At 72.7% G+C, this 25,046-nt stretch carries 20 protein-coding genes; 16 read left to right on the forward strand and 4 right to left on the reverse strand.

Annotated features, from left to right (window positions below; translation table 11 throughout):
• Positions 1-120 precede the first annotated feature (120 nt).
• The gene (locus ACZZY9_RS11725; RefSeq protein WP_463464194.1) at positions 121-639 is read right to left on the reverse strand and encodes a hypothetical protein; all 519 of its coding nucleotides are present in this window, start codon (positions 637-639) and stop codon (positions 121-123) included.
• A gap of 397 nt (positions 640-1,036) precedes the next feature.
• Here ACZZY9_RS11725 and ACZZY9_RS11730 point away from each other — a divergent pair, with 397 nt between their 5' ends.
• The 3 genes from ACZZY9_RS11730 to ACZZY9_RS11740 all read left to right on the forward strand — a co-directional run bounded on the left by ACZZY9_RS11730 (position 1,037) and on the right by ACZZY9_RS11740 (position 3,760).
• Positions 1,037-1,993 (forward strand): ribokinase, encoded by a 957-nt coding sequence (locus ACZZY9_RS11730; protein WP_463464195.1) that lies wholly within the window; start codon positions 1,037-1,039, stop codon positions 1,991-1,993.
• 190 nt (positions 1,994-2,183) lie between these two features.
• Positions 2,184-3,299 (forward strand): FAD-dependent oxidoreductase, encoded by a 1,116-nt coding sequence (locus ACZZY9_RS11735; RefSeq protein WP_463464196.1) that lies wholly within the window; start codon positions 2,184-2,186, stop codon positions 3,297-3,299.
• Between the two features lie 71 nt (positions 3,300-3,370).
• Positions 3,371-3,760: a DUF3253 domain-containing protein gene (locus ACZZY9_RS11740; protein WP_463464197.1), complete on the forward strand. Its 390-nt coding sequence runs from the start codon at positions 3,371-3,373 to the stop codon at positions 3,758-3,760.
• A gap of 240 nt (positions 3,761-4,000) precedes the next feature.
• Here ACZZY9_RS11740 and ACZZY9_RS11745 read toward each other — a convergent pair whose 3' ends face one another.
• On the reverse strand, positions 4,001-4,537 hold the full coding sequence (locus ACZZY9_RS11745; RefSeq protein ID WP_463464198.1) for a DinB family protein: 537 nt from the start codon (positions 4,535-4,537) through the stop codon (positions 4,001-4,003).
• A 121-nt stretch (positions 4,538-4,658) separates the two neighbouring features.
• Positions 4,659-5,321, reverse strand: a complete 663-nt coding sequence (locus tag ACZZY9_RS11750; protein ID WP_463464199.1) for a nucleotidyltransferase family protein — start codon at positions 5,319-5,321, stop codon at positions 4,659-4,661.
• Between the two features lie 153 nt (positions 5,322-5,474).
• Between ACZZY9_RS11750 and ACZZY9_RS11755 the strand changes: the two genes are divergently transcribed.
• Complete coding sequence (locus ACZZY9_RS11755) at positions 5,475-6,452, forward strand: XdhC family protein (protein ID WP_463464200.1); 978 nt, start codon at positions 5,475-5,477, stop codon at positions 6,450-6,452.
• Between the two features lie 263 nt (positions 6,453-6,715).
• A complete protein-coding gene (locus ACZZY9_RS11760) occupies positions 6,716-7,201 on the forward strand; it encodes a hypothetical protein (RefSeq protein ID WP_463464201.1) in 486 nt (161 codons plus the stop codon).
• 426 nt (positions 7,202-7,627) lie between these two features.
• Here the strand turns inward: ACZZY9_RS11760 and ACZZY9_RS11765 are convergent, their stop codons facing one another.
• Positions 7,628-8,653: a LacI family DNA-binding transcriptional regulator gene (locus ACZZY9_RS11765; RefSeq protein WP_463464202.1), complete on the reverse strand. Its 1,026-nt coding sequence runs from the start codon at positions 8,651-8,653 to the stop codon at positions 7,628-7,630.
• 178 nt (positions 8,654-8,831) lie between these two features.
• On the opposite strand from ACZZY9_RS11765, the gene ACZZY9_RS11770 reads away from it, so the two are divergent.
• The 11 genes from ACZZY9_RS11770 to ACZZY9_RS11820 all read left to right on the forward strand — a co-directional run bounded on the left by ACZZY9_RS11770 (position 8,832) and on the right by ACZZY9_RS11820 (position 24,788).
• Positions 8,832-10,391 carry a sugar ABC transporter ATP-binding protein gene (locus ACZZY9_RS11770; RefSeq protein ID WP_463464203.1) on the forward strand — a complete coding sequence of 520 codons (1,560 nt, stop codon included), beginning with the start codon at positions 8,832-8,834 and terminating at the stop codon, positions 10,389-10,391.
• Positions 10,388-11,419, forward strand: a complete 1,032-nt coding sequence (locus ACZZY9_RS11775) for an ABC transporter permease (protein ID WP_192061472.1) — start codon at positions 10,388-10,390, stop codon at positions 11,417-11,419. The genes ACZZY9_RS11770 and ACZZY9_RS11775 overlap by 4 nt, the downstream gene beginning before the upstream one ends.
• Positions 11,412-12,563, forward strand: coding sequence for an ABC transporter permease (locus tag ACZZY9_RS11780; RefSeq protein WP_320478266.1), 1,152 nt, complete (start codon positions 11,412-11,414; stop codon positions 12,561-12,563). The genes ACZZY9_RS11775 and ACZZY9_RS11780 overlap by 8 nt, the downstream gene beginning before the upstream one ends.
• An 88-nt stretch (positions 12,564-12,651) precedes the next feature.
• Complete coding sequence (rhaS, locus tag ACZZY9_RS11785; protein WP_463464673.1) at positions 12,652-13,716, forward strand: rhamnose ABC transporter substrate-binding protein; 1,065 nt, start codon at positions 12,652-12,654, stop codon at positions 13,714-13,716.
• A 123-nt stretch (positions 13,717-13,839) separates the two neighbouring features.
• On the forward strand, positions 13,840-15,339 hold the full coding sequence (locus ACZZY9_RS11790) for an arabinose isomerase (protein WP_463464204.1): 1,500 nt from the start codon (positions 13,840-13,842) through the stop codon (positions 15,337-15,339).
• A 78-nt stretch (positions 15,340-15,417) separates the two neighbouring features.
• On the forward strand, positions 15,418-15,819 hold the full coding sequence (locus tag ACZZY9_RS11795) for an L-rhamnose mutarotase (RefSeq protein ID WP_463464205.1): 402 nt from the start codon (positions 15,418-15,420) through the stop codon (positions 15,817-15,819).
• Positions 15,816-16,979, forward strand: coding sequence for an L-rhamnose isomerase (rhaI, locus tag ACZZY9_RS11800; protein ID WP_463464206.1), 1,164 nt, complete (start codon positions 15,816-15,818; stop codon positions 16,977-16,979). Before ACZZY9_RS11795 ends, rhaI begins: the two co-directional genes overlap by 4 nt.
• Positions 16,980-17,024: 45 nt before the next feature.
• Positions 17,025-19,094: a bifunctional aldolase/short-chain dehydrogenase gene (locus ACZZY9_RS11805; protein ID WP_463464207.1), complete on the forward strand. Its 2,070-nt coding sequence runs from the start codon at positions 17,025-17,027 to the stop codon at positions 19,092-19,094.
• A gap of 73 nt (positions 19,095-19,167) precedes the next feature.
• Positions 19,168-20,604 (forward strand): rhamnulokinase, encoded by a 1,437-nt coding sequence (locus tag ACZZY9_RS11810; RefSeq protein WP_463464674.1) that lies wholly within the window; start codon positions 19,168-19,170, stop codon positions 20,602-20,604.
• 31 nt (positions 20,605-20,635) lie between these two features.
• On the forward strand, positions 20,636-21,874 hold the full coding sequence (locus ACZZY9_RS11815) for an alpha-hydroxy acid oxidase (protein WP_463464208.1): 1,239 nt from the start codon (positions 20,636-20,638) through the stop codon (positions 21,872-21,874).
• Positions 21,875-22,127: 253 nt separating this feature from the next.
• Positions 22,128-24,788: a phosphoenolpyruvate carboxylase gene (locus tag ACZZY9_RS11820; protein WP_374231419.1), complete on the forward strand. Its 2,661-nt coding sequence runs from the start codon at positions 22,128-22,130 to the stop codon at positions 24,786-24,788.
• The last annotated feature ends 258 nt before the right edge of the window (positions 24,789-25,046 follow it).

Below are 25,046 nucleotides of genomic sequence, written 5' to 3' on the forward strand. Positions count from 1 at the left end.
GGGCCCCTAGCCCGAGGTCGAGTGGTCAGAAGATGACCTTCGCCCTCGAACGAAGAGCGTCTTCTGACCACTCGACACCGTCGCCAGGCTCAGCGCTCGACCATCGCCGAACAGGGCGGGTCAGCTCCGAGTGCTGAGGCGCTTCCAGACCGAGACGAGGTCGGGTCGGGCGCCCGGGGTCGCCCCGAAGCCGATCGACAGGTATCCGGTGCTGTCGGCGAGCACCACGATCGACTCGGCACCCCACTCCTCGAGGGATGATCGGACGACCGAACCGTCGGTGCTCGGAGACAGCGCCAGGTCGACGACCGCCTCGGGGGGCATCGAGCCGGCGGGCACCGAGACCACCGCCTGGAGGTAGTCGATCCCCTTGAACGAGCTCGGAACCGCACTCGACGACACGACCACCGAACCCGCCGGGAAGTCGACGCCGCTCGCGTCGGCGATGGTCGCCAGGGGAACGTCGTGGCACGTCGGGGCCAGGCCGTTGCAGACGCCGTACCGGCCGGGCTCGTCGATCTCCGCCTGCACGGCCATGATCGGGACGACGACGAACGCGGCGATGATCGAGGCGGAGACGAGCACGAGCGCCCCGAACCAGAGGAGCTGACTGCGGAGGGTCGGATCGACGGTCTTCATCGATCCAGACTCGCGCCCGGCGGGCGACGGTGGATCCCTCGCGAGTCGTCTCCGGCGCGACTGCAGAGTGAGTCGGCAGCGGGGCTTGGCCGGGCCGGAGGCGCGAATCGCTTCGCGCGGACCGGCCCGGAGACCCCGCCGAACCCGAATCGACGTGGCTTGCCCGTTGCATTGCTTACCCGTCATGCGTTCGCCACGGCTGGGGGTGCGGTTTGTGCCCACTTCGGGGCGACCGGCGCGCACCGCCCGCTCGACGCCAGGAGATGGACACGACGCCACCCTTGAACGTGGCGTCGTGTCCAACTCCTGGCGTCATGGCCCAGCGGCCGGCGATAGCATCGCCGAGGCCCCGGCGGGCTCGCCCCGCCCGCCCGCCCGCCAGCGACCAGGAGGAACCATGCCCCCGCACACCGTCCACGTCGTCGGCAGCATCAACGACGACCTGCGGCTCACCGTGGTCGAGCACGCCGCGCCGGGCCAGACCATCACCGCCACCGGCGCTCGCCGCGAGCTCGGCGGCAAGGGCGCCAACCAGGCCGTCGCCGCCCGCCGCGCCGGTGCCGCCGTGCGCTTCGTCGGAGCGGTCGGCACGGACCCCGCCGGCGACGAGCTCGTCACCGCCCTGGAGGCCGAGGGCATCGACACCTCGGGTGTCGCCCGCATCGAGAACGAGCTGACCGGCCGGGCCATCGTCTCGGTCGACTCGTCGGGCGAGAACCTCATCACCGTCGTCCCCGGCGCGAACGGTGCGATCGACGCCGAGGCCGTGCGCGCCTCCTTCGAGGAGGTGCGCGAGGGGGACATCGTCGTCCTGCAGCTCGAGGTGCCCTTCGAGATCACCGCGGCCGCCGCCCGTGCCGGTCAGGAGCGCGGCGCCCTCGTGGTGCTCAACTCGGCGCCGTCCGACCCGCGCGTGCTGACGATCGTCGACGACCTCGACCTGCTCGTCGTCAACGGCAGCGAGCTCGCCGACCTTCTCGAGGCCGAGGCGCGGGGCGCCGCGGGGCACGACGCCGACCCGCAGGCCGACACCGCCGTGCCCGACGACCCCCGCGCAGCCGCCGCCGGCCTCGCCGACCGGCTCGGCGTCCGCCTGCTCTGCACGTTCGGCGGCGACGGGTCGCTGCTCGTCGGCGAGGGCCGCCCCGTCGAGCAGCCGGCCCACCGCGTCGAGGTCGTCGACACGACCGCGGCCGGCGACACGTTCATCGGCTACGTCGTCGCGTCGCTCGCCGACGACGACCTCTGGAGCGACGCGCTCGAGACGGCGTCCCGGGCGGCGGCCGTCGCCGTCGGACGCGAGGGGGCCGCACGCTCGGTGCCGACCCGGGCCGAGGTCGACGCGCTCGGCTGACCGGGGCGACCCGCGCCTCCTCGGCTCCCCGCGCCTCCTCGCCCGAACCGACTGAGCGCCGGGCCGGGCTGCGGCGGGTCCCCTTCATCCGTGGCGGGTCAGCGCTGACCCGCCGTCGAGGACACCGACCCGCCGCACTCGACCCCCCCACACCCCACCCACACCCACCATCCCACCCAGGAGGCGCACCATGGCACGCACCGTCGATCTCGTCGTCGTCGGAGGAGGCGCGATGGGCCTCGCCACCGCCTGGCAGGCGGCGGTACGCGGGCACGACGTCGTGCTGCTCGAGCGCTTCGAGCGCGGCCACCACCACGGCGCCTCGCACGGCACGACCCGCAACCTCAACATCGCCTACGACGACGGCGAGTACGTCGACCTCGTCGCCCGCGCCCGCACCCTGTGGGACGAGCTCGCGGTCGTCACCGACACCCCGCTGCTCGACCTCGTCGGCGTCGTCAACCACGGCCGCCCCGACATGCTGCGCCGCATGCGCGAGCTGCACGCCGAACGGGGCGTCGAGAGCGAGTTCGTCGCACCCGGCGACGCGGGTCGCCGCTGGACCGGCCTCCGCTTGGAGACCGACGTGCTCTGGGTGCCCGACAGCGGTCGCATCCGCGCCGCCGACGCACTGGCCGCCTTCGAGCGCGTCGCGACCGAGCTGGGCGCCGAGGTCCGCTGGTCGACACCCGTCACCGGCATCGAGATCGAGGGCGACGACCGGGCCCGCGTCGTCACCGCCGACGAGGAGTACCTCGCACCCCGGGTCGTCGTGACCGCCGGTGCGTGGACGGAGGGGCTCGTCGGCGGTCTCGCGCGCCTCCCTCGCCTCGTGGTGACGCAGGAGCAGCCCGCGCACTTCCGGGTCACCGACGACGACGCCGTCTGGCCCGGCTTCAATCACCGCCCCGACCCCGACGGCGGCGACGACGCGTGGTGGTACGGGCCGGTCTACGGCATGCTGACGCCGGGCGAGGGGGTCAAGGCCGGCTGGCACGGGACGGGTCCGGTGACCGACCCCGACGCGCGCAGCTACCGGCCCGAGCCCGTGCAGCTCGAGGCGCTGCGGCGCTACGCCCGCGAGTGGCTGCCCGGGGTCGACGCCGAGACGGCCGACCCGATCAGCTGCACGTACACGTCGACCGACACCGAGGACTTCGTGCTCGACCGGGTCGGCCCGCTCGTGGTGGGGGCCGGGTTCTCGGGGCACGGCTTCAAGTTCACGCCGCTGGTCGGCGAGCTGCTGGTCGACCTGGTCGAGGACGGCGACGTGCCCGCGCGCTTCCGCCAGCTCGGATCGGCCTGAGCCGCAGAGCACGCAGCCGAGGAGGCGCGGCGCCGGGAACGCTCGCAGCCTCCGCCGCGTTGACTGTCACCATGAGCCCCGCCACGCCCGAATCGAAGACCTGCCGCTCGTGCGGTCGACGCATCGAGTGGCGCAGGAAGTGGGCGTCGAACTGGGACGACGTGGCCTACTGCAGCGACGCGTGCCGCAAGCACAAGGTGACCGCGCACGATCGCGAGCTCGAGCAGCGGATCCGCGACCTGCTGGCGCAGCGGGCCGCGACGTCGAGCATCTGCCCGTCGGACGTCGCGCGCTCGCTGCACCCCGACGACGAAGACGCGTGGCGCGGCCTCATGGAGCCGGTGCGGCGCGCCGCCCGACGGCTCGTCGCGGCCGGCGAGGTCGACATCACGCAGGGCGGCTCGGTCGTCGACCCGTCGACCGCCAAGGGCCCGATCCGCATCCGCCGCCACCGCCCCTGAGTCGCGAGCCGCGCGCCGCGCGCCGGCGCCGCGCCGCGAGCGTCATCGAGGTGACCCGAAACGTGCACTCCGAGCCCCCCAAACCCCCGTTCGCGTCACTTCGTTCCCGCTCTTCCGAGCCGCGCGCGCCGCGCGCGACCCCCGCGCCGTCGAGGTGACCCGAAACGCGCAGTCCGAGCCGCTCACGCCCCCGTTCGCGTCACTTCGATGCGGTTCGCCCGAGCAGAACCCCCGGTCGCGTCACCTCGATGAAGCCGCCGAGCGGCGCACGTCGTGCAGGTGGTGCACCGGGTCGTGCACGAAGTACCGGGCGAGCGTGTCGACGGTGAACGCCGAGCCGTCGCTGCGCAGACCCGTACGGTCGAGCTGGTCGTCGCGCACCCCGGCGAACGCGGCCGCGACGGTCTCGGCCGAGGCGACGAGCTCCGCCGCGACCTCGTCGGGCCGCTGCGCGGCGTAGTCGTCGTCGACGGCGGTCGCATCCTGGTCCCAGTTCGCGAACGCCGGAGCCTCCTCGGCGAGCATCAGCGCCAGGCGCCCCTCGAACACCCGGAACACGTCGCGCACATGCGCCCCGTACTCGAGGGTCGACCACGTCGTCGCATCGGGGCGATCGCGAGCGTCGGGGCGGGCCAGCTCGGCGGGCCAGGCGGCGGCGTTGTCGCGAACGAGCCCGGGGACGTCGCGGAACTCGATCCGTCGCGAGTCGTAGCCGCACTCGTCGCACGGGTGTTCGAGCACCCAGGTCCAGTTCTTCGTGTCGGGTGTGATGGCCATGGCTCGACATTAGGCGCGGCCGCCGCCGCGCCACCATCGGCATCTTGCCGTCGTCGCGCGGATCGCCGTCATCGAAGTGACCCGAAAGGGGTCAGAAGAGGCGCGCGGGGCACCGTTCGCGTCACCTCGATGCGGCACGCGGGGAGTCGACGTCGTGACCGCTCCAGAGGTCGCGGCAGTCCACCTCGAGAGCGCCGTGCTCGCGCAGGTACGCGCCGGCCCCCTGATCGCCCGAGACCGTCGCGGCGAGGGTCGACCAGTGGGCCCGCCCGACGACCACCGGATGCCCCGGTCGTCCGCCGAACACGGAACGCCGGAGAGTGCTCGGCCCGAGCGGCGCCCCGGCCCCGAGCGGCGCCCCGGCCCCGGCGGGCGTCCCGGCGCCAGACAGGAGGCGCGCGACGGCGGACGCGGGCAGCCCCGGGTAGTCGACCAGCGTGATGAGGGCGACCCGCGCCTCCTGCAGGTCCGGATCGGCGCCGATCGCACGGAGCCCCGCCCGCAGCGACGCCGAAAGTCCGTCGGCCCAGTCGTCGGCGACGACGGTCGAGACCTGCGAGCCGAGGAGGCGCGGGTCGCCCGCCAGCAGACCCTCCGCCTCGGTCGCGCCCGCGCCGAGCACGACGACGACGTGGTCGCACCCGCCGGCGAGCAGGGTCGCCACGCCCCGCGTCAGCCAGGGTCCGCGTGCGTCGGCGACGAGCGCCTTCGGCCCACCCATGCGGGACCCCGCGCCCGCCGCGAGCAGGAGCCCCACGATCGGGCCGGGTCGTGCGCGCGCCATGTCCACAGGCTAGCCGCCGGGTGTCGCGCGGTGGATCGCGGCCGCTCTACGATTGACGCCACCCGTGCGGGCGCTGCCCCCACCACCGCCCGCCCGCACCCCGCCCACCCCGCCCGATCCACCCACCCCGCCCGCCCAGCCCCGAGGAGCCCCGTGTTCGAGATAGCCGACCGCCTGCTGGCCCGGCTCGACGCGGGCGAACGGCTCGCGGTCGCGACGGCCGTCTCGATCGACGGCAGCGCCCCGCGCACCGTCGGCACGTCGATGGCCGTGACGGTCGACGGCACCGTCATCGGCAGCATCTCGGGCGGCTGCGTCGAGGGAGCCGTCTACGAGAGGTGCCGGCAGGTGCTCGACGACGGGGCCGCGCAGCTCGACACCTTCGGCTTCAGCGACGAGACCGCGTTCGAGGTCGGGCTGAGCTGCGGCGGGCGCATCGAGGTGCTCGCCCGACTCGTCACCGCCGACGACGCCGTGACGGTCGCGGCCCTGCGCGAGGCGGCGGCCGGCCGCGAGGCCGTGGCGCACGTCGTTGTCGGACCGGTGCGGACCGGCGACGTCGTGGCGAGCCCCGACGACTGCGAGGGTCTGCGGGTGTTCAGCGAGCGGTCCGTCCCGCCGCCGCGCCTCCTCGTCTTCGGGGCCGTCGAGTTCGCTGTCGCCCTCTGCAACGCGGGGGCCGTGCTGGGTTACCGCGTGACGGTGTGCGACCCGCGACCGGTGTTCCTGACGCGCGAGCGGTTCCCGGCGGCCGAGCAGATCGTCGTCGAGTGGCCGCCGAACTACCTCGCCCGCACCGAGATCGACGAGCGGACGGTCGTCGCGGTGCTCTCGCACGACGAGCGGTTCGACGCCGATCTCGTCGCGGCGGCGCTGGCGTCGCCGGCCGTCTACGTCGGCGCCATGGGTTCGCGGACGACGCACGACCGACGGGTCGCGTCGTTGCGCGAGCGGGGCGTGGACGAGGAGGCGCTGGCCCGGTTGCATTCGCCGATCGGACTCGATCTCGGGGCCAGCACTCCGGAGGAGACGGCGGTGTCGATCCTGGCCGAGGTGCTCGCGGTGCGGTCGGGGGCGTCGCGCTCGCCGCTGCGGGAGCGTTCGGGCAGCATCCACGCGCCGGTGCGGTAGCCGCCGCCGCGCCCGCGCCACGCCCTGCGCCGCGCCGCGCTGCTCCGCGCCTCCCTCCCTGCCTGGCCCCGCCTGCCCTGCTCGTGCTCGGGGCATTGGTGCGGCGGGTTCCCGTCCTCCGCGGCGGGTCAGCGCTGACCCGCCCCGGAGGACGGGAACCCGCCGCAAGCCCCGCCCCCGCGCGTCACGAACCGGTCACGAGTGCACCGCGGGTCTTGCCGTCGGCGTCGCGCGCTTGGTTCCCTGAGCCGAGAGGGGGAGTCATGCCAGTCGAGCCAGCCCGCAGATCCGCCACCCTGCTCGTCGTGCTCGGGATCGCGCTCGCGCTCCTCACCGCCGGCTGCGCCTCGAGCGTCGGTCCGACGCCTCCGCCCGACGACCCGATCACCGCCGCGCGGCAGCTCCCGAACGCCGGGGGCATGGTGAAGTCCGGCGATGCGACGCCGACCTGCGGCGAGTTCGCCCTCCCGCAGGGCGTCCAGCTCGATCCGGAGGCGCTCGACTGCCTCGCCGACGCGTCCGCCGCGGGGGCGTCGGCCGAGCTCGCCTGGTCGACCCCGACGACGGAGGGCGACCCGATCGTGTCGTTCGCCTTCGTCGGGCCGGGAATCGACGGGGTCGAGACGTACACGACCACGGCGTTCGACTCGTACGGCGGGGGAGTCGACGGCTCGTGGTCGGGAACCCTCTGCCCCGACCCGCGCGACGTCCGCGGCGAGGGCGACTGCCGCCTCCTGCTCGAGGGCTGAGCGCGGTCCGTGCTGCGGGTGCGGCGGGTTCCCGTCATCGGCGGCGGGTCAGCGCTGACCCGCCCCGAGTGACACGGACCCGCCGAACCCCGGAGCGAGCACCGAGGAGGCGCGGCTCACGATCCCGAGGAGGCCCGCTGACCCTCGAGGGCTGAGCGCGGTCCGTGCTGCGGGTGCGGCGGGTTCCCGTCATCGGCGGCGGGTCAGCGCTGACCCGCCACGAGTGACACGAACCCGCCGAACCCCGGAGCGAGCACCGAGGAGGCGCGGCTCACGATCCCGAGGAGGCCCGCTGACCCTCGAGGGCTGAGCGCGGTCCGTGCTGCGGGTGCGGCGGGTTCCCGTCATCGGCGGCGGGTCAGCGCTGACCCGCCACGAGTGACACCAACCCGCCGAACCCCAGAGCGAGCAGCGAGCGGGCCCGCCTCACTCCGCCGAAGACCCCCTGGGCGCCGTGCTCTCGCGCACCACGAGCTCCGGTTCGAACACGATCTGGCGGGGTGCGCGCGCGGGGTCGTCGGCTTCGTCGCGGAGGATCTCGACGGCCGTCTGCCCGATCAGCGCGCTCGGCTGCCGCACCGAGCTGAGCGGCACGACGGCGGCGCGGGCGAAGTCGATGTCGTCGTAGCCGATCAGGGCGACGTCGTCGGGTACGCGCAGATCGCCCTGCATGACGAGGGCCTGCAGCACGCCCATGGCGGCGAGGTCGTTGGCGGCGAAGATGGCGTCGGGGCGGTCGGCGGCGGGGCGTCGCACGATGGCAGCGGCGGCCTCGCGTCCGTTCTGCACGGTGAGCGCGGGGATGTCGACGACCTCGAGCGTGGCGCCGGGGGCGTCGGCGACCGCGGCCCGGGCGCCGGCCAGGCGGTCGGCCACCTGCTGCAGGTCGGCCGGTCCGCCGACGAACGCGATGCGTCGACGCCCGAGACCGAGGAGGTGCTCCGTCGCCAGGTACCCGCCCCGCACGTCGTCGACGGAGACCGACGAGAACTCGGTCAGATCGGCTCGCCGGTCGACGAGCACCGCGGGCATGCCGCGCAGGCGCAGCCGGCGGAGCCGGTCGGAGACGTCGCCGACGGGCGAGATCAGGATGCCCATCACGCGCCGCTCGTCGAAGAGGTCGAGGTAGTGCGCCTCGCGTTCGACCAGCTGGTCGCTGTTGCCGAGCAGGATGACGCGGCCCGACTCTTCGGCGGCGGCCTCGGCACCGCGGGCGACGTCGGTGAAGAACGGGTTGCCCCCGTCGAGGATGATCAGGCCGATCACCCGGCTGTCGCCGCCGCGCAGCTGCCGGGCGGCGTCGTTGCGGACGAAGCCGAGGCTCGCGATGGCGTCGCTGACCCGGGCGATGGTCGACTCGCTGACCTTGGCGGGGTTGTTGAGCACGTTCGAGACGGTGCCGACCGAGACGCCCGCGGTCTCGGCGACGTCGCGGATGCTCGCCTGCCTCATCGCGCCTCCTGGTCCGTCCCGTGGTCTCCGACGAGTGTGCCACGCCCGTGATCGAGCTGTGATCCACAGCCGCGGGGCGCCCCTTGACGTCGAACCGAGTCTGCCCCTACAGTCGGCACGAACAGAAGTTGAAACGATTCACTTCTCTCGACGACGAGAGCGATTAGGAGAACGATCGATGACGATCGACCCCACATCCGACGGGCCGTCTCCGACGGCGACCGTGCTCGAGCTGCGCGGCGCACGCAAGACCTTCGGCGCCGTGGTGGCCCTCTCGAGCGGCAGCGTGCGGCTGCGCGCCGGCGAGATCAACGCGCTCGTCGGCGAGAACGGCGCCGGCAAGTCGACCATGGTGAAGATCCTCGCCGGGGTGCACCAGCCCGACAGCGGCGACTTCCTCTTCGACGGCCACCCGATCGTGTTCCGCAGTCCGGCCGAGAGCAAGGCGGCGGGTGTCAGCGTCATCTACCAGGAGCCGACGCTCTTCCCCGATCTGACCGTCGCCGAGAACATCTTCGTCGGGCGTCAGCCCACCACCCGTCTCGGGTTCATCGACCGGGCCGCGATGCGCGCCGACGCCCGGGCGCTCTTCGACCGGCTCGGTGTGCCGATCGACCCCGACCGTGTCGCCGAGGGCCTGTCGATCGCCGATCAGCAGATCATCGAGATCGCCAAGGCCATCTCGCTGGACGCCAAGGTGCTCATCATGGACGAGCCGACGGCGGCTCTGAGCGGCGTCGAGGTCGAGCGCCTCTTCGGGGTCGCCCGGGCGCTGCGCGACCGCGGCAGCGCGATCATGTTCATCTCGCACCGGTTCGACGAGGTCTTCGGGCTCAGCGACCGCATCACCGTCATGCGCGACGGCGCCTTCATCTCCGAGCACACGACCAGCGAGGTCAGCACGCCCGAGATCGTGCGGGCGATGGTCGGTCGCGACGTCGACCAGCTGTTCCCCAAACAGGAGGCGCGGGTCGGCGACACCGTCGTCCGCGTCGACGGGCTGACCCGGGCGGGCGTCTTCCACGACGTGTCGTTCGAGGTGCGCGCCGGCGAGATCGTCGGGCTCGCCGGTCTCGTCGGGGCGGGCCGCACCGAGGTGGCGCGGGCGCTGTTCGGCATCGACCGCTACGACGCCGGCTCCGTGACGATCGGCGGCCGCAGGCTCGCACCGCGCGATCCGATGGCGTCGATCAGGGCGGGCATCGGCTTCGTCCCCGAAGACCGCCGCAAGCAGGGTCTCGTGATGGACATGTCGGTCAGCCGTAACACGACGCTGACCCTCCGCACGACGCTCAGTCGTCTCGGGCTGGTCAGTGCGCGGCGCGAGCGCGAGGCGGCGGCCGACTGGTCGCGACGACTGCAGGTGAAGACCGGCAGCCAGGAGCTCCCCGTGTCGACCCTGTCGGGCGGCAACCAGCAGAAGGTGGTGCTGGCCAAGTGGCTGGCGACCGACCCGACGTTCCTCATCGTCGACGAGCCGACGCGCGGCATCGACGTCGGCACGAAGAGCGAGGTGCACCGGCTGATCAGCGATCTCGCCGGTCGCGGCATCGCGGTGCTGATGATCTCGTCCGAGCTGCCGGAGGTGCTGGGCATGGCCGACCGAGTGCTCGTCATGCGCGAGGGGCGGCTCACGGCCACCTTCGACCGCGACGACGCCACCCCCGAGACGGTCATGAACGCCGCCACCGGCGCCGAGCCCGCGCTCACCACCACGACGACGGAGACCCGCCGATGACGACCTCGCACGCCCTCGCCCCCGCGCTCGGCACCGGGCGCAGCCCGTTCGCCTCGCTGGTCCGTCAACGCGAGGTGCCGGTCGCCTCGGCGCTCGTGGTGCTCGTGATCGTGACGACGATCGCCAACCCGCTCTTCGTCTCGGCGCAGGGTGTCAAAGACCTGATGCTGAACGCCACGATCACGGTGATCATGGCCGTCGGGCTCGGCGCCGTCATCATCACGAACAACATCGACCTCTCGGTGGGGTCGATCCTCGGGCTGGTCGCGTTCGGCACGGGCTCGGTGTTCGCCGCGGCGCCCGACATCCCCATCGTCTTCGTCTTCGCGATCGGTCTGGCGCTGGGCGCCCTCCTCGGTGCGATCAACGGGTTCCTGGTGACGGTCGCGCGGGTGCCGTCGCTCGTGATCACCCTCGGCATGCTCTACATCTACCGGGGCGTGAACAACGCCTGGGCCGGCGGTCAGCAGTACTTCGCCGGCGACCGCCCGGCCGCCTTCGGCCGGCTGTCGGTCGACACCGTGCTGGGGGTCCCGATCATCACGGTGATCGCGATCGTCGTCGTCGTGCTCGTCGCGGTGTTCCTGGCCCGCACCCGGCCCGGTCGCGATCTGTACGCCATCGGCTCCGACGACGAGGCGGCCCGCCTGTTCGGCATCCCCGTCAGCAAGCGCGTGCTCACGGCGTTCGTGCTGAACGGCACGCTCACCGGTCTCGCCGGCGTCCTCTACGCGTCGCGCTTCAACTCGGTCGGCGCGACCACGGGCACCGGTCTCGAGCTCGACATCGTGGCCGCGGCCGTCGTCGGCGGCATCGCGATCTTCGGCGGCTCGGGCAGCGTCGTGGGCGCCGCGATCGGTGCGGTGCTGCTGACCACCATCACGAGCAGCCTCACGGCGCTCAACGTCGACAAGTTCTGGCAGCAGGCCATCGTCGGCGTCCTCATCCTGACCGCCATCCTCGTCGAACGGATCGCCTCGATCCGCAAGGCGCGGAGACTCCGCACGAGCGAGGCCACCAATGCCTGAGCAGACGACCACCCCCTCGGCCGCGGGCTCCGCGATCGACCCGCGCCGCGCCTCCTCGGCGTCCCGCGACACCGCCGGCACCGCCGGCGACCGCGACGCCGCCCGCCGCGACCCCGAGTCCGCCGCCGAGAGGACGCTGCGCCGCCGTCGCCTGCTGACCGGCCGCGGCGCGATCATGATCTACGCGCTGCTCGGCACGCTGCTCGTCTGCGCGCTGACCGTGCCGCGGTTCGCGAGCGTGCAGACGACCGGGTTCCTGCTGCTCGACGCGATCCCGATCCTGATGATCGCGATGCCGATGGCCCTCGTGATCATCACCGGCGAGATCGACCTCTCGGTGGCCAGCACGGCGGGTCTCACCAGCGCCGCGATGGGCGTGCTGTGGGCGGCCGGCTGGGGCATCCCCGAGATCTTCGTGGTCTGCGTGCTGATCGGCATCGGCTGCGGGGCGCTGAACGGGCTGCTCGTCACCACCGTCGGGCTCCCGTCGCTCGCCGTGACCATCGGCACCCTCGCGCTGTACCGCGGCCTCGCCCTCGTCGTGATCGGCGACAACGCGGTCGCGAACTTCCCGCCCGGGCTCACGGCCTTCTTCACGTCGAAGATCGGCGGGACGGGCATCCCCACCGTCATGATCGGCGTCGCCGTCGTCATCGCCTTCTTCGGGGTGCTGCTGCACTTCAGCTCGTTCGGCCGCACGCTGCCGGCCATCGGCTTCAGCAAGGAGGCCGCGAGCTTCGTCGGCGTGCACGTCGGCCGCGCCAAGTTCTGGATGTTCGTCGCCACCGGCGTCGTCTCGGCCCTGGTCGGCATCTACTGGACGCTCCGCTACTCGAGCGCTCGCAGCGACAACGCGACCGGCATCGAGCTCGCGGTCATCGCGGCCGTCCTGCTCGGCGGCGTCTCGATCTTCGGCGGACGCGGCTCGATCCCCGGTGTCGTGGCCGGCGTGCTGATCATCTCGAGCGTCAGCTACGCGCTGCGCCTCGGCGGCATCAGCGACGTCGTCCTCAACGTCGTCACCGGCCTGCTGCTCGTCGGCAGCGTCGTCACGCCGAGTCTGATCGCGGTCGTCCGCGAGAAGCGCCGGGCGAGGCGGGCCGCGCGCGACGTGCTCGCCGCCTCGGCGGCCGACGCGGCCTGACCACCCCGACGCGGCCTGACCACCCCGATCACACAGACCACCCCGACCACCCCACGCACCATCCCCCACAGCAAAGGACGGAACGATGATGTTCACCACCTCCACCAGGCGCAGCGTGCGCCGGGCCGTGTCGACCGCGGCGGCCCTCGCCGGCGTCGCGCTCGTCGCCTCCGGCTGCGCCCTCACGGCCGGCTCGAGCGACGGCGACGCGACCACGGGCTCCGGCTCCGACGGCGAGCAGTCGATCGCGTTCGTGCCGAAGCAGCTCAACAACCCGTACACCGACGTCGTGCTCGGCGGCGGCGAAGAGGCGTCGAAGGCGATCGGCTACGACTACAGCGTCGTCGGTCCGCTGGAGGCCAGCGCCTCGTCGCAGGTCACCTTCATCAACACGCTCACGCAGCAGGGTGCGAACGTCATCGTCATCGCGGCGAACGACCCCGACGCGGTCGGGCCGGCCCTGCAGGAGGCGCGCGACGGCGGGGCGAAGATCGTCGCCTTCGACTCCGACACGAACCCCGACTACCGCGATGTGTTCATCAGCCAGGTCGAGGCGAAGGACGTCGCGCTGATCCAGATCCGCCAGATGAGCGAGCAGATCGGCGGCGAGGGCGACATCGCGATCCTCTCGGCGACGGCGAACGCCACGAACCAGAACGAGTGGATCAAGTACATCGAGGAGGAGGTCGACACGAACCCCGACTACGCGGGGATCGACATCGTCTCGAAGGTCTACGGCGACGACGACGACGCGAAGTCGTTCCAGGAGGCCCAGGGGCTGCTCCAGGCGAACCCCGACCTGAAGGGCATCATCTCGCCCACCACGGTCGGCATCGCCGCGACGGCCCGTTACCTCTCGACATCGGAGTACAAGGGCAAGGTCGCGCTGACCGGGCTCGGTCTGCCGAACGAGATGCGCGAGTTCGTGAAAGACGGAACCGTCACCGCGTTCGCCCTCTGGGATCCTGCGCAGCTCGGCTACGTCGCGGCCTACGCCGGTCAGGCGCTCGTCGACGGCACCATCACGGGCGCCGAGGGCGACACCTTCGAGGCCGGCGACCTCGGTGAGCGCACCGTCGGCGCCGACGGCATCGTGATCGTCGGCCCGCCGACCGAGTTCGACGCCGACAACATCGACGACTACGACTTCTAGTCGTCACCGCGGGGCCGCCGGGGTGACCACCTCGGCGGCCCCGCCCTCCCTCGGGGCGCGCACCGCGCCTCCTCGGCCCATCGGGCGCGCGAGCGCCCCCGTCGACACCGGAGTCGTCACCCCATGAGCACCAGCACCTCCGCCGTTCACGATCTGCTGCCCCCGATCCGCCGCCGTCGCACCCGCGTCGGGCTCGTGGCCGGCGGTCTCGGCACCTACTGGCCGCAGTTCCCCGGCCTGCTGCCGCAGCTGCAGGAGTCCACCCGCTACGTGGTCGACCGCTTCGGCGGTCTCGACGCCGAGGTGATCGACACCGGCTTCATCTCGGACGCCCAGGAGGCGCGGGTCGCCGCCGACACGCTGCGCACCGCCGACTGCGACCTGATCGTCGTCTTCCTCACGACCTATCTGACGTCGTCGATGGTGCTCCCGATCGCGCAGCGGGCCGGGGTGCCGGTGCTCGTGATCGATCTGCAGCCGACCGAGAGGATGGACCACGAGCGGTTCGACACGGGCATGTGGCTCGCCTACTGCGGGCAGTGCCCGGTGCCCGAGGTCGCGAACGTGTTCCGTCGGGCCGGCATCGAGTTCCGGTCGGTCTCGGGTCATCTGCGGAGCGAGCGTGCGTGGCGGCGCATCGAGCGGTGGGTGCACGCCGCCGGGGTCCGGGCGCGGCTGAGGGAGGCGCGGCACGGCCTGATGGGGCATCTCTACCCGGGCATGCTCGACGTCTCCACCGACCTCACCCTCCTGTCGACGACCTTCGGGTCGCACGTCGAGGTGCTCGAGTTCGACGACCTGCGGGTGCGGGTCGACGCCGTCACCGACGCCGAGGTGCGCGAGCGCGTCGCCCTCGCCCGCGAGGTGTTCGAGGTCGACGCGTCGGTCGGGCAGCAGGACTTCGACTGGGGCGCGCGCGTCTCGGTCGGGCTCGACCGGCTGGTGGCCGACTTCGACCTCGACTCGCTCGCGTACTACCACCGTGGTCTCGAGGGCGAGCAGCACGAGCGGCTCGGGGCCGGGATGATCCTCGGGGCGTCGCTGCTCAATGCCCGGGGGCTGCCGACGGTGGGGGAGTACGAGCTCCGCACGTCGGTCGCGATGCTCGCCGCGCAGGCCCTCGGCGTCGGCGGCTCGTTCACCGAGATCCAGGCCATCGACTTCGACGACGGGGTGGTCGAGATGGGTCACGACGGGCCGGCCCACCTGGCGATCTCGTCGTCACGGCCCGTGCTGCGGGGTCTCGGGGTCTTCCACGGCAAGCGCGGCTACGGCGTCAGCGTCGAGTTCGACGTGCAGCCCGGCCCGGTGACGACCTTCGGTCTCGGGCAGGATCGCGATGGCGCCCTGTCGTTCGTCACGAGCGAGGGCGAGGTCGTGCCCGGCCCCCTGCTCGCGATCGGCAACACGACGTCGCGCGTCGACTTCGGCGGAGACCCGGGCGAATGGGTCGACGAATGGTCGCGGAGCGGCATCGGCCACCACTGGGGGCTCTGCGTCGGGCACGTCGCACGAGACGTCGCGGCGGCGGCCTCGCTGCTCGGCGTCGAGCACCGGCACGTCTCCGCGCCCTTCGACGACGCCGACGGCTTCGCCGGCAGCCTCGGCTCGGCGCACCCCTAGACCCACTTGTCCGCACCACCGGCACTTGCTACGCTCGTGCTATTGAAACGATTCAACGACGAACCGGAGAACACCCCCATGACCGCCGACGAGCACGAGCGCTACGCGTTCCGCCTCCAGGTAGCCCCCGAGCGACTGGCCGACTACACCCGGCGCCACGCCGAGGTCTGGCCCGAGATGCTGCAGGCCCTCCACGACAGCGGCTGGCACGGCTACTCGCTCTTCGCCGCCCCCGACGGGCTGCTGATCGGCTACGTCGAGGCCGAGTCGCTCGAAGCCGCGCAGGCCGCGATGGCGCGCACCGACGTGAACTCCCGCTGGCAGGCCTCGATGGCCGAGTTCTTCACCTCGCTCGACGGCACCCCGCCCGACGAGGGTTTCGAGCTGCTGACCCAGGTCTTCAACCTCGAGGCGCAGCTCGGCCTGCCGGGCGCCGGCCGCCGCACCACCACCGACACGATCACGGAAGAAGCATCATGACCACCTTCGAGTCCATCGCCCCCACGCTCGAGCGTCAGGCGATCGAGCTGCCCAGCTGGGCCTTCGGCAACTCGGGCACCCGGTTCAAGGTGTTCGGCACCCCGGGCACCCCGCGAAGCCCCGAGGAGAAGATCGCCGACGCCGCGACCGTGCACGAGTACACCGGTCTCGCCCCGAGCGTCGCCCTGCACATCCCCTGGGACGAGGTGGGCGACTTCACCGCCCTGCGGTCGTTCGCCGCCGATCACGGCGTCGCGCTCGGCACGGTCAACTCGAACACCTTCCAAGACGAGGCGTACAAGTTCGGCAGCCTGGCGCACAGCGATGCCGCCGTGCGACGCAAGGCGATCGACCACCACCTGCGCTGCCTCGAGATCATGCGCGAGACCGGTTCGCGCGACCTCAAGATCTGGCTCGCCGACGGCACCAACTACCCCGGTCAAGACAGTCTGCGCCGTCGGCAGGACGACCTCGCCGAGTCGCTGGCCGAGATCTACGCCGGGCTCGACCCCGAGCAGCGGCTCGTGCTCGAGTACAAGTTCTTCGAGCCGGCGTTCTATCACACCGACGTGCCCGACTGGGGCACCAGCTACGCCCAGGTGAGCGCCCTCGGCGACCAGGCTCTGACCTGCCTCGACACCGGGCACCACGCCCCGGGCACCAACATCGAGTTCATCGTCATGCAGCTGCTGCGCCTCGGCAAGCTCGGGTCGTTCGACTTCAACTCGCGCTTCTACGCCGACGACGACCTGATCGTCGGCGCCGCCGATCCGTTCCAGCTGTTCCGCATCCTGTTCGAGGTCGTCGACGGCGGCGGGCTCGAGGTCGGCTCACCGGTGCAGTTCATGCTCGACCAGTGCCACAACGTCGAGGACAAGATCCCCGGCCAGATCCGCAGCGTGCTGAACGTGCAAGAGATGACGGCGCGGGCGCTGCTCGTCGACCGGCCCGCGCTCGACTCAGCCCGCGCCGCCCACGACGTGCTCGGCGCCAACGCCGTGCTGATGGACGCCTTCTACACCGACGTCCGCCCCGCCCTCGCCGACTGGCGCGAGGGCCGGGGTCTGCCCCGCGACCCGATGGCGGCGTATCTGGCGAGCGGCACTCAGGAGCGCCTCGCCGACGAGCGCGCCGGCGGCACCCAGCTCAGCTGGACCTGAGCCGCGATCGTCCCCGCCCCTCCTCTGCGAACCGAGAACGGACCCATGAACCAGACCCGCACCTCCTCGTCCACCAGCACGACCCCCGCCGCCGCGGCCGACCTGATCGCGCGCAGCAACCGGCTCGGAGCCGACCCGCGCGTGACGAACTACGCCGGCGGCAACACCTCGGCCAAGGGCACTTCGATCGACCCGGCCACGGGCGAGCCCGTCGAGCTCCTCTGGGTGAAGGGCAGCGGCGGCGACCTGGGCACGCTCACCGAGCAGGGCCTCGCGGTGCTGCGGCTCGACCGGCTGCGCGGTCTCGCGAACGTCTACCCGGGCCCCGAGCACGAAGACGAGATGGTCGCCGCGTTCGACTACGCCTTGCACGGCAAAGGGGGAGCGGCACCCTCGATCGACACGGCCATGCACGGTCTCGTCGACGCGGCGCACGTCGATCACCTGCACCCCGACAGCGGCATCGCCATCGCGACCGCCGCCGACGGCGAGCGCCTCACCGCCGAGATCTTCGGCGGGCGCGTCGTCTGGGTGCCGTGGCGCCGACCGGGCTGGCAGCTCGGGCTCGACATCGCCGCGATCAAGGCCGAGAACCCCGATGCGATCGGCACGATCCTCGGCGGGCACGGCATCACCGCCTGGGGCGACACGAGCGACGAGGCCGAAGCCAACTCGCGCTGGATCATCGAGACGGCCGAGGCGCACATCGCCGAGCACTCGCGGGCCGACCCGTTCGGCCCCGCCCTCGACGGCTACGCCGCCCTGCCCGAGGCCGAGCGTCGCGCCCGCGCTGCCGCGCTCGCCCCGACGATCCGCGGGCTGGCCTCGCACGACGCCCCGCAGGTCGGGCACTTCAGCGACGACCCCGCGGTGCTCGAGTTCCTCGCGAGTGCCGAGCACCCCCGGCTGGCCGCGCTCGGCACGAGCTGCCCCGATCACTTCCTCCGCACGAAGGTCACGCCGCTGCTGCTCGACCTGCCCGCCACCGCCTCCGTCGAGCAGTCCATCGCGCGCCTCCGCGAGCTGCACGAGCAGTACCGCCTCGACTACCAGGCCTACTACGACCGGCACGCGACCCCCGACAGTCCGGCGATCCGGGGGGCCGACCCGCTCATCGTGCTCGTGCCCGGCGTCGGCATGCTCTCGTTCGGCAAGGATGCGCAGACCGCCCGGGTCGCGGGCGAGTTCTACATCAACGCGATCAACGTGATGCGCGGCGCCGAGGGGCTCTCGACCTACGCTCCGATCGACGAGGCCGAGAAGTTCCGCATCGAGTACTGGGCGCTCGAAGAGGCCAAGCTGCGGCGCCTCCCGGTCCCGAAGCGCCTCGCCACCCGCATCGCGCTCGTCACCGGCGCCGCCTCGGGCATCGGCAAGGCCATCGCCACGCGCCTCGCCGCCGAGGGCGCCTGCGTCGTCATCGCCGACCTCGATCTCGCGAAGGCCCAGGCCGCCGCGGCCGAGATCGGCGGGCCCGACGTCGCCCGCGGGGTGGCCGCCGACGTGAGCGACGAGGCGGCCGTCAAGGCCTCGATCGACGAGGTGCTGCTGGCCTTCGGCGGTCTCGACCTCGTCGTCAACAACGCCGGGCTCAGCCTGTCGAAGTCGCTCTTCGACACCACCGAGGCCGACTGGGATCTCCAGCACGACGTCATGGCCAAGGGGTCGTTCCTCGTGGCGAAGAACGCCGCGCGCGTGCTCGTCGACCAGGGGCTCGGCGGCGACATCGTCTACATCTCGTCGAAGAACTCGGTCTTCGCCGGCCCGAACAACATCGCCTACAGCGCCACGAAGGCCGATCAGGCCCACCAGGTGCGGCTGCTCGCGGCCGAGCTCGGCGAGCACGGCATCCGGGTCAACGGCATCAACCCCGACGGGGTCGTGAGGGGCTCGGGAATCTTCGCCAGCGGCTGGGGCGCCAACCGCGCGGCCACCTACGGCATCGACGAGCAGGACCTGGGGGCCTTCTACGCCCAGCGCACGATCCTCAAGCGCGAGGTCGTGCCCGAGAACGTCGCCGCCGCCGTCTTCGCCATCTGCACGAGCGACTTCTCGCACACGACCGGGCTGCACGTGCCGGTCGACGCGGGCGTCGCCGCGGCCTTCCTCCGATGACCGGCGTCTCGTGACCGCGGCAGGCGGCGGCGCGGTCGCGGCGGTCGACCTCGGTGCCACGAGCGGGCGCGTCATGCTCGGCCGGGTCGACCGCGACGGGGTCCGGCTCCGACCGGTCGCCCGGTTCGCGAACGACCCGGTGACCGTCCCCGAAGGAGGCGCGGGTCGTCTCGGTCTGCACGGTGTCGGTCTGCACTGGGACGTCCTCGGGCTCTGGCGGTCCGTCACCGCGGGGCTGGCCGCCGCCGTGCGAGACGAGCCGGGGCTGCGGTCGATCGGGGTCGACTCGTGGGCGGTCGACTACGCGCTGCTCCGCGACGGCCGGCTGCTCGGCACGCCGTACCACTACCGCGACGGGCGCACCGCGGCGGGGGTCGAGGCGGTGCACGCCGCGGTGTCGCCCCGTGAGCTGTTCACGCGGGCGGGGCTGCAGCATCTGCCGTTCAACACGGTGTTCCAGCTGGCGGCCGATCGCGCCTCCGGAACCCTGGCCCTCGCCGATCGCGCCCTGCTCGTGCCCGATCTGTTCTCGTGGTGGCTGACCGGCGTGGCGGCGACCGAGTCGACGAACGCGTCGACCACCGGCCTGCTGTCACCCGTCGAGCGGGTCTTCGACGTCGATCTGATGAACCGCGTCGGCGTGCCCCGCGATCTCTTCGCCCCGCTCGTCGAGCCCGGTGCCGCCCTCGGCCCGCTGCTGCCGTCGGTCGCCTCCGCGATCGGGGCGCCGGCGTCGCTCGGGGTCACGGCCGTCGGGTCGCACGACACCGCCTCGGCCGTGGTGGGCGTGCCGCTCGCCGGCGACGACGCGGCCTACGTCTCGAGCGGCACCTGGTCGCTCGTCGGGCTCGAGCTGCCCGCGCCCCTCGTCACCGACGAGGCGCGACTGGCGGGGTTCACCAACGAGGGCGGAGTCGACGGCCGCACCCGGTTCCTGAAGAACGTGTCGGGGCTGTGGCTGCTGAGCGAGTCGATGCGCACCTGGGACGGCGCGGGGGCCACGGCCGCCGAGCGCAGCAGCGACCTCGCCGCCCTGCTCGCCGAGGCGGCCGACGTCACCCGCGCGGTCCCGGTCTTCGACGCCACCGACCCGCGCTTCGCGCCGCCCGGCGACATGCCCGCGCGCATCGGGGCCTGGTGCGTCGAGCACGACGTCGAGCCGCCGCGGGGGAGGGCCGAGGTGGTGCGCAGCATCCTCGAGTCGCTGGCCGCCGCCTACGCCGAGACCCTGCGCGACGCCGAACGCCTCTCGGGTCGCCGCATCCGCACCGTGCACGTCGTCGGCGGCGGGTCGCAGAACGAGCTCCTCTGCCAGCTCACGGCCGACCGGACGGGTTGCACCGTGCTCGCCGGGCCGGTCGAGGCCACCGCGCTCGGGAACATCCTCGTCCAGGCCCGCGCGGTGGGCATCGTCGACCCGTCGTCGTCGCTCGAGGCGCTGCGGGCGCTGGTCTCGGCGTCGTCCGCTCCCGTCAGATACCTGCCCCGGGTGCCGTCGCGCGCCTCCTGAACTCCCTCACGCTCCTCTCGAAAGGACCACCATGGTCGACCGCAGGATCCCCAATCTCCACGACCTCGCGCCGCTGATGCAGTTCAAGAGGCCGACGTTCGACCTCAAGGCCAAGCGGCTGCGCGAGGCGCTCACGATCGAAGACCTGCGTCGGATCGCGAAGCGCCGCACCCCGACGGCCGCGTTCGACTACACCGACGGCTCCGCCGAGGCCGAGATCTCGCTGCGGCGGGCACGGCAGGCGTTCCGCGACGTGCAGTTCAACCCCGCGATCCTGCACGACGTCGCGACGGTCGACACCGGCTGGGACGTCCTCGGCAAGCGGGTCGAGCAGCCGTTCGGCATCGCGCCGACCGGGTTCACCCGCATGATGCAGACCGAGGGAGAGAGGGCCGGGGCGGCGGCGGCCGCGGCGGCCGGCATCCCGTTCAGCCTCTCGACGATGGGCACCGCGTCGGTGGAGGACGTCGCCCAGGCGGCCCCGGGCGGCCGCAACTGGTTCCAGCTCTACATGTGGAAGGACCGCGACCGCTCGATGGCCCTCGTCGACCGGGCCGCCGCGGCCGGGTTCGACACGCTGCTGGTGACGGTCGACGTGCCGGTGGCAGGTGCGCGGCTCCGCGACTCGCGCAACGGCATGACGATCCCGCCGTCGCTGACGCCCAAGACGATCATCGACGCGCTGCCGCGCCCGTGGTGGTGGGTCGACTTCCTCACCACCGAGCCGCTCGCGTTCGCCTCGCTCGACCGCTGGTCGGGCACCGTCGCCGAGCTGCTCAACACGATGTTCGACCCGACCGTGACCTACGACGACCTGGCGTGGATCAAGTCGCAGTGGCCCGGCAAGCTCGTCGTCAAGGGCGTGCAGACCGTCGACGACGCCCGGCGGGTGACCGATCTCGGGGTCGACGCGCTCATCCTGTCGAACCACGGCGGGCGTCAGCTCGACCGGGCGCCGATCCCGTTCCACCTGCTGCCCGACGTCGTCCGCGAGGTCGGAGCCGACACCGAGGTGCACCTCGACACGGGCATCATGTCGGGCGCCGACATCGTGGCCGCGGTCGCACTCGGCGCGCGCTTCACGCTGATCGGGCGGGCGTACCTGTACGGGCTCATGGCCGGCGGACGCGAGGGGGTGGACCGGGCCATCGAGATCCTGTCGGTCGAGATCGCCCGCACGATGCGCCTCCTCGGGGTGAACTCGCTCGACGAGCTCGAGCCGAAGCACGTCACGCAGCTCGAGCGGCTCGTGCCCCGCGCCCGCGGCTGAGCCTGCTCGTGCTCGTGCTCGTGCTCGTGCTCGTGCTCGTGCTCGTGCTCGTGCTCGTGCCCGTGCCCCTGCTCGCGCCCGCACTCCTGCTCGTGCTTCTGCCTTCGGCGGGTTCCCGTCATCCATGGCGGGTCAGCGCCGACCCGCCACCGATGACACGAACCCGCCGCACGCCGGGACGCCCAGCGAACCCGAGACGAGCCGAGGAGGCGCGGTGTGCGTCACACGCCCCCGCATCGTCCACAATGGGGCCGTGACCGACATCGAGACATCGAGACGTGCCGACGGCAGCAGCCGTGACGACATCCGCGGGGCCGTCGACGGCGACCTGCGCGGCGACGTGAGCTTCCTCGGCAGCCTGCTCGGCAGGGTGCTGCGCGAGTCCGGCTCCGACGACCTCTTCCGCGACGTGGAGGCGGTGCGCGCCGCCGTCATCGCCGCGTACGAGGGGGCGGGCGGGGCCTCGCTCGACGATGCGCAGACGATCGTCGACGGTCTCGACCAGGAGCGCGCCGAGCAGGTCGCCCGGGCGTTCACCTGCTACTTCCACCTCAGCAACCTCGCCGAAGAGCACCACCGCGTGCGCGTGCTGCGTCGACGAGGCAGCGCCCAGCGCACCGCCTCCGACTCGGTCGCCGACACGCTGCAGCAGCTCGTCGCCGAGGTCGGTGCCGACGAGGCCTCGAAGCGCCTCAGCGATCTGCGGTTCCACCCCGTGCTGACGGCCCACCCCACCGAGGCTCGGCGCCGCGCCGTCGCCTCGACCATCCGTCGCATCAGCGACCTGATGGACGAGCGCGACCGGCTGCAGAACGACATCGCCGTCGCCGAGGCCGAGCGCCGTCTCCTCGAAGAGGTCGACACGCTCTGGCGCACCTCGCCGCTCCGCACCACGCGACCCACCCCGCTCGACGAGGTGCGCACGGCGATGAGCGTCTTCGACCAGACCCTGTTCGAGATCGTGCCGCAGGTGTACCGCCTGCTCGACGACCGCCTCCTCGGCGACCGGGCCGGCCGCGAGCCCGCCGTCGCCCCCGCGTTCCTCCGACTCGGCAGCTGGATCGGCGGCGACCGCGACGGCAACCCGCACGTCACCGCCGAGGTCACCCGCCAGGCCGCCGACATCGCGGCTGAGCACGTGCTGCTCGGGCTGCACCGGGCCGCGTCCCGCGTGGGCGCCACCCTCACCCTCGACGAGGCCGACACGCCCGCCGACGCGACGCTGATCGCCCTCGCCGACGCGCAGCGGGCCCTCGACCCCGAGCTCGCGTCGAGCATCGGGGTCCGCTCGCCGAACGAGACCCACCGCCGCGTGCTGCTCTTCGTCGCGGCGCGCATCGAGGCCACGCGTCGCGACGGCGACCCGCTCGGCTACGACGCGCCCGAGCAGCTGCTCGCCGACCTCCGCGTGGTGCAGCACTCGCTGCGTGCTGCCGGTGCGCACCGCGCCGCGAACGGCGAGCTGCAGGGCCTCGTCTGGCAGGTCGAGACCTTCGGGTTCCACCTCGCCGAGCTCGAGGTCCGGCAGCACTCGCAGGTGCACCGCACGGCGCTCGCCGAGCTGCGCGCCGGGGGCGAGACGAGCCCGATGACCGACGAGGTCCTCGCCGTCTTCCGCACCATCAAAGACCTGCAGGTGCGCTACGGGGTCCGTGCCGCCTCCCGCTACATCGTGTCGTTCACGCAGTCCTCCGCCGATCTCGCGAACGTCCACGAGCTCGCCGCGTACGCCCTCGGGTCGGCCGAGGCCGCGCCCGTGCTCGACGTGGTGCCGCTGTTCGAGACGTTCGCCGACCTCGAGGCGAGCACGCGCATCCTCGAGGAGGCGCTGGCCACCGAGGTCGTGCAGCGTCGCCTCTCCGAGACGGGGCGCCGCCTCGAGGTGATGCTCGGCTACTCCGACTCGTCGAAGGACGTCGGGCCGGTGTCGGCGACCTTCGCCCTGTATGACGCGCAGGCGCGCATCGCCGACTGGGCGGCAGCGAACGACATCACGCTGACGCTCTTCCACGGTCGGGGCGGGGCCCTCGGCCGCGGCGGCGGCCCGGCGAACGAGGCCGTTCTGGCCCAGCCGCCGCACTCGGTCGACGGGCGCTTCAAGATCACCGAGCAGGGCGAGGTCATCGTCGCCCAGTACGGCAACCAGGCGATCGGCGCCCGGCACCTCGAGCAGATGGCCGCCGCGACGCTGCTCGCGTCGAGCCCGTCGAACGAGGCCGAGAACGCCGAGGCCGCCACCCGCTTCGCCGACGTGGTCGCCACCATGGACGAGGCGTCGCGGGCGACCTTCTTCAGACTGGTCAAGGCCGAGGGCTTCGCCTCGTGGTTCGCCGCCGTCACCCCGATGGAGGAGGTCGGCCTGCTCGCACTCGGCTCACGCCCGGCCCGTCGCGGGCTGTCGGTCGAGTCGCTCGAGGACCTGCGGGCGATCCCGTGGGTGTTCGCCTGGACCCAGGCCCGCATCAACCTGGCCGGCTGGTACGGACTCGGCTCGGCCCTCGCGGCCGTCGGCGACGTCGACCTGCTGCGCGACGCGTACAAGACGTGGCCGCTGTTCCGCACGATGGTCAAGAACGTCGAGCTGTCGCTCGCGAAGACCGACGGGCACATCGCCCGCGAGTACCTCGGGCTGGCCGAGCGCGACGACCTCGCCGGAGCCGTGCTCGACGAGATGGCGCTCACCCGCGAGTGGGTGCTGAAGGTCAGCGAGCACGCCGAGGTGCTCGACGGGCGCCCGGTGCTGAGCCGCTCGGTGCGTCTGCGCAGCCCGTACGTCGACGCGTTGTCGCTGCTGCAGCTGCGGGCGCTCCGGTCGATCCGCGTGAACGGCGGCGGCGACCCGGCCGACGCCGACCACCGCCTCCTGCTGCTCACCGTGAACGGGATCGCCGCCGGCCTGCAGAACACCGGCTGATCCGACGAGCGGGCAGGCCGCCCGCCCGCCCGCCGGGCCCGCCCGGCTCGACGGTGGTCGGAAGTCGCCCTTCTCGGGGACGCGAGGGGCGGTTTCTGCCCACCCTCGAGCGCGCGCGGAGGTCCGGGCTCGACGGTGGTCGGAAGTGGCCCTTCGCGGCGACGCGAGGGGCGGTTTCTGCCCACCCTCGCGCGTAGGCGGGGGTCCGGGCTCGACGGTGGTCAGAAGTGGCCCTTCTCGGCGACGCGAGGGGCGGTT

It is taken from the genome of Frigoribacterium sp. AC394 (assembly GCF_979258095.1).